The organism is Mycobacterium sp. (genome assembly GCF_036488105.1).
Classification (GTDB): domain Bacteria; phylum Actinomycetota; class Actinomycetes; order Mycobacteriales; family Mycobacteriaceae; genus Mycobacterium.
In genome coordinates this window covers 1-4,068 of sequence record NZ_DASXHW010000425.1, presented here as the reverse complement: position 1 = coordinate 4,068, position 4,068 = coordinate 1, and the positions used below count along the sequence as shown (strand labels likewise).

At 64.6% G+C, this 4,068-nt stretch carries 7 protein-coding genes; 4 read left to right on the top strand and 3 right to left on the bottom strand.

Annotated features, from left to right (window positions below; genetic code table 11):
* The 3 genes from VGH54_RS22470 to VGH54_RS22460 form a co-directional block, all read left to right on the top strand.
* On the top strand, positions 1 to 927 hold a 927-nt coding region (locus VGH54_RS22470), incomplete at its 5' end, for a biotin/lipoyl-containing protein (RefSeq protein WP_331514311.1).
* Positions 928 to 993: 66 nt separating this feature from the next.
* Positions 994 to 1,329 carry a hypothetical protein gene (locus tag VGH54_RS22465; RefSeq protein WP_331514310.1) on the top strand — a complete coding sequence of 112 codons (336 nt, stop codon included), beginning with the start codon at positions 994 to 996 and terminating at the stop codon, positions 1,327 to 1,329.
* Positions 1,330 to 1,552: 223 nt separating this feature from the next.
* Positions 1,553 to 2,005, top strand: a complete 453-nt coding sequence (locus VGH54_RS22460) for an STAS domain-containing protein (protein WP_331514309.1) — start codon at positions 1,553 to 1,555, stop codon at positions 2,003 to 2,005.
* Here VGH54_RS22460 and VGH54_RS22455 read toward each other — a convergent pair.
* Both VGH54_RS22455 and VGH54_RS22450 read right to left on the bottom strand, forming a co-directional pair.
* Positions 1,985 to 2,776 carry an RNA polymerase sigma factor SigF gene (locus VGH54_RS22455; RefSeq protein WP_331514308.1) on the bottom strand — a complete coding sequence of 264 codons (792 nt, stop codon included), beginning with the start codon at positions 2,774 to 2,776 and terminating at the stop codon, positions 1,985 to 1,987. The two genes, VGH54_RS22460 and VGH54_RS22455, sit on opposite strands and share 21 nt — an antisense overlap.
* Positions 2,773 to 3,207, bottom strand: a complete 435-nt coding sequence (locus tag VGH54_RS22450; protein WP_331514307.1) for an ATP-binding protein — start codon at positions 3,205 to 3,207, stop codon at positions 2,773 to 2,775. The genes VGH54_RS22455 and VGH54_RS22450 overlap by 4 nt, the downstream gene beginning before the upstream one ends.
* Positions 3,208 to 3,290: 83 nt before the next feature.
* On the opposite strand from VGH54_RS22450, the gene VGH54_RS22445 reads away from it, so the two are divergent.
* On the top strand, positions 3,291 to 3,440 hold the full coding sequence (locus VGH54_RS22445; protein ID WP_331514306.1) for a hypothetical protein: 150 nt from the start codon (positions 3,291 to 3,293) through the stop codon (positions 3,438 to 3,440).
* A gap of 158 nt (positions 3,441 to 3,598) precedes the next feature.
* On the opposite strand, the gene VGH54_RS22440 is transcribed toward VGH54_RS22445, so the two are convergent.
* Entirely contained in the window at positions 3,599 to 3,982 is a 384-nt protein-coding gene (locus VGH54_RS22440; RefSeq protein WP_331514305.1) for a hypothetical protein, read from the bottom strand.
* Between the last annotated feature and the right edge of the window lie 86 nt (positions 3,983 to 4,068).

Genomic DNA, 4,068 nt, shown 5'->3' with positions numbered 1-4,068 from the left:
CTGATCTCGTTCCTGGAGGTCAACACCCGCCTTCAGGTCGAGCATCCGGTCACCGAGGAGACCGCGGGCATCGACCTGGTGTTGCAGCAGTTCAAGATCGCCAACGGCGAGACGCTGGACATCACCGAAGACCCCACCCCGCGCGGACACGCCATCGAGTTCCGGATCAACGGCGAAGACGCCGGACGCGGCTTCTTGCCGGCGCCCGGTCCGGTCACCCGCTATGACATCCCCACCGGCCCCGGTGTCCGGCTGGACTCCGGCGTCGAGGCCGGTTCGGTGATCGGCGGCCAGTTCGACTCGATGCTGTCCAAGCTCATCGTGTACGGCGCCAACCGCGACGAGGCATTGGCGCGGTCACGCCGCGCGCTCGACGAGTTCCACGTCGAGGGACTCGCCACCGTCATTCCGTTCCACCGTGCCGTGGTGTCCGACCCGGCGTTCATCGGCGACGGCAACGGCTTCACGGTGCACACCCGTTGGATCGAAACCGAGTGGAACAACACCATCGAACCGTTCACCGGCGGCGAGCCGATCGACGAGGACGAAGCCCTACCGCGACAGAAGGTCGTCGTCGAGGTCGGTGGTCGCAGGCTCGAGGTCTCGCTGCCGGGTGACCTGGCGCTGTCCAACGGCGGTGGCGACGCGGCCGGCGTCATCCGCAAGAAGCCCAAGCCGCGCAAGCGTGGCGCCCACGGCGGCGCTGCGGCGTCCGGTGACGCGGTAACCGCCCCGATGCAGGGCACCGTGGTCAAGGTTGCCGTCGAAGAGGGACAAGAGGTCTCTACCGGCGATCTGGTCGTCGTCCTGGAGGCGATGAAGATGGAGAACCCGGTCACCGCGCACAAGGACGGCGTGATCACCGGACTGGCCGTCGAAACCGGGGCAGCTATCACGCAGGGCACGGTGCTCGCCGAGATCAAGTAGTGCCGCGCACCCGGTGACGATGCGTGCCGGGCAACGGCGCGCTGAGGAACCGGACAATCAAGCAGTGTGGACCCCATCGAGATCAACGCCGGGCAGTGGTATCTGCGCGGCCTGCGGGCCGACGGCCGCATCGACGACCGTCCCGCGCTGGCCGATCTCGGCGTAGCCGACCCGGAGTACGTCGCACGCAGTGACGCCCAGTGGGCCGCGGACTCGCGCTACTCGTGGGCGGTGTGTGAGTCCACGACCGGAGAGCTGCTGGCCGAGGTAACGCTGGATCCGGCGACCGGAGCGATCGCCGCCCGAGGGCGCGCCGGCCACGACGACGCGGCCGACGCCGCAGCCGAGTCCGTTCGGCGATTTGCCACCGCAATCGTTGTGCCTAAACATAATTCGAGCTGAAGCCACCACCACACGCAGCTGACCAGGCTTTCTGAGAAACACCCACATACGTTGTGGGCGCCCAGTGGTCGGGGTAGTGTCTTAAACAGGTTGAGTTCGCAGCCGCCCTTCGAAGCGTTAATTGACGTGAGGGGAAGGCTGGATTCCCCAGTTTCTCCTCACGCGCGGAAGCTAACCGCTTGACGTGATCCACAGATTGCTTGTCGACTGATGGAGTCACTAGATGTCCGCTCTGCACCCGAAGTTCGCTTTGCCGGTTCATGGAACCGACGCGGCACTTCCACCGCCTGCATGGGAGAACCACTCCGCACGGTTCACCGCGGAGTGGGATTCGTCCCGCGCAGTGATCACCGTCCACGGTGAGCTCGACGCATCCAATGCAAGTCAGCTCGCCGACTACTTCGACCTGTGCATGGTCCACCGCACCCCGCTGATGCTGGACTTGAGTCGGCTGGAATTTTTTGGCACGGCCGGCTTTTCGGCGCTGCACCTGATCAATGTCAAGTGCGCGGGCGCCGGTCTGTGCTGGGCAGTGGTCCCGAACAAGGCGGTGTCCCGGCTGCTTCGGATCTGCGACCCCGACAACACACTGCCGCTGGTCACGTCGATAGACGATGTGCCGGACGCGGACGACGAAGGCCAGGATCCGAACCGGTTATTCCAGCTCGTCCCGTAACCGCGCCAGCGATTTAGCCAACAGTCGCGAGACGTGCATTTGCGAGATGCCGACCCGCTCGGCGATCTGCGTCTGCGTCATCGAGTCAAAGAACCTCAGCACCAACACGGTTCGCTCGCGCTCCGGCAGCCCTTCCAGGAGCGGTCGCAACGCCTCGCGGTTCTCGATCCGATCCAGCCCGCTGTCGACATCGCCGAGCGTGTCAGCGATGGCACGGGCTTCCTCATCCCCGGCGCCGCTGCCGCCGCTGTCAATGGACAGCGTGTTGTATGAGCTGCCTGCCACCAAGCCCTCGACGACTTCGGCACGGTCCATCTCGAGCTCACGCGCCAATTCAGTCGCAGTGGGCGCGCGGCCCAGCCGCTGCGAAAGCTCGGCGGTCGCGGCGCCAAGCCGTAGGTGCAGTTCCTTCAGCCGCCGTGGGACCTTGACCGACCAGCTGTTGTCGCGGAAATGCCGGCGGACCTCCCCCATGATCGTCGGCACCGCAAAGGAGACGAAGTCCGAACCGGTCTCAACGTCAAACCGCGTGACGGCGTTGACCAGTCCGACGCGCGCCACCTGCACCAGGTCGTCGCGGGGTTCTCCGCGGCCCTCGAAACGGCGCGCGATGTGGTCGGCCAGCGGCAGGCACCGCTCGACGATCTTGTCCCGATGACGCTGGAACTCCGGCGATTCGGCGTCAAGACCGGCCAGCTCACGAAACATGTCGAGAACGTCGGCATATTCGTTCGGACGAGATGACGAACCACCGACAGCTCGCGCTGTCACCTGTCAGAACCCGCCCGTCGGGTGGTCAGCGTGACACCGAAGACGCGATGGCCATCAGGGCCGCTACCGTCCTGAAAAGTCTGAACGTCGTCGGTCAGCGACGTCAGCACGTGCCAGCTGAAGCTGCCCGGTGTCACGACGTCGTCGTTGTCGCATGTCGTTGACGCCTCGACCTTCAGTTCGTCGTCGTGCGGATCGACCACGATTGCCAGCGTGGCGTCCGGAGCGGCCGAGCGAATCAACCGGGTGCACACCTCATCGACCGCGAGCCGCAGATCGGCCACGGCATCGAAATCCAGGTCCTCGAAGGTGCCGACTGCCCCCACCAAGGTCCGCAAAACCGCCAGGTTCTCGAGCTTCGCTGCAACGCGCAATTCAATCGCGCGTTCGCCGCGTTGCTGGTTCTGGTCGGGCTTCGCAGCAACGGTCATCGGGCCTCCCAGCATTGTTTGACCGACATTACCCTCGCGCTCCAGCTGGTTAGTCATGATCGCCGCCGGGTATTCCGCGTGCCATGGATTCGAGCGAGACGACGGAAATCGAGCGCACGCGCCGCATTCGGCGCATTGCCGTGATCTCCGTCATCACGTTGGTGATCCTCGTACTGATCGCAGTGGGCATCTATGTCATCGCATTCGTGATTTTGTCCCCCATGATCGGGTGACGGGCGGTCCTTCCGCCGACAAGCTCATCATGGTCACAAGCAAATACCCACTCGCGGCGACAACTAAAACCCGATGTGACTGGGAGAGCCTGGAATCTCCGGTTATTCGAGCCTGACCAAAAACAAGCTGATCAGCAAACTACGAAATCACTGAGCGATCAGCGTGCCAGTAGCGGCCCGGCAATCGGGGCGCCCATGGTGAGCGTGACGAACATCAGAATCATCAAAAACCATCCGGCGCCCTGCCACGCCCACCACACTCCGTGGTCGCGCCAGACGCGGTAAGTGCGCACGAAGGCCCAGATGCCGGCGGCCAGCAGGATCAGCGGGGCGCCGAACGCCAGAATGGTCAGCTGCGGGGCCCCACACGCCGCCGTGTCGACGGACATCGCGCCCTGACATGTGCTGTCCCATAGCGCCGCAACGATCAGAAATGCCAGCCCGGCGACCGCGGCCAGCACAGCGAACCTGACAGCGGCGTGCACTTCGTTGTCGTCGCGGCCAAGGCGGTCGCCGGTTGAGGAGTGCTGTTGTATTTGCATCGGGGATCCTCTATCGCTATCACGCGCGGACACACGCGCCCCACGCGTATACCCCGTCACCCGAGAGCGGTAAACCAGCGTTGGCG

Coding starts and splice junctions, on each gene's coding strand:
- VGH54_RS22460 (WP_331514309.1), top strand. CDS start 1,553: ATGTCCGCTCTGCACCCGAAGTTCGCTTTGCCGGTTCATGGAACCGAC.
- VGH54_RS22450 (WP_331514307.1), bottom strand. CDS start 3,207: ATGACCGTTGCTGCGAAGCCCGACCAGAACCAGCAACGCGGCGAACGC.
- VGH54_RS22445 (WP_331514306.1), top strand. CDS start 3,291: ATGGATTCGAGCGAGACGACGGAAATCGAGCGCACGCGCCGCATTCGG.
- VGH54_RS22440 (WP_331514305.1), bottom strand. CDS start 3,982: ATGCAAATACAACAGCACTCCTCAACCGGCGACCGCCTTGGCCGCGAC.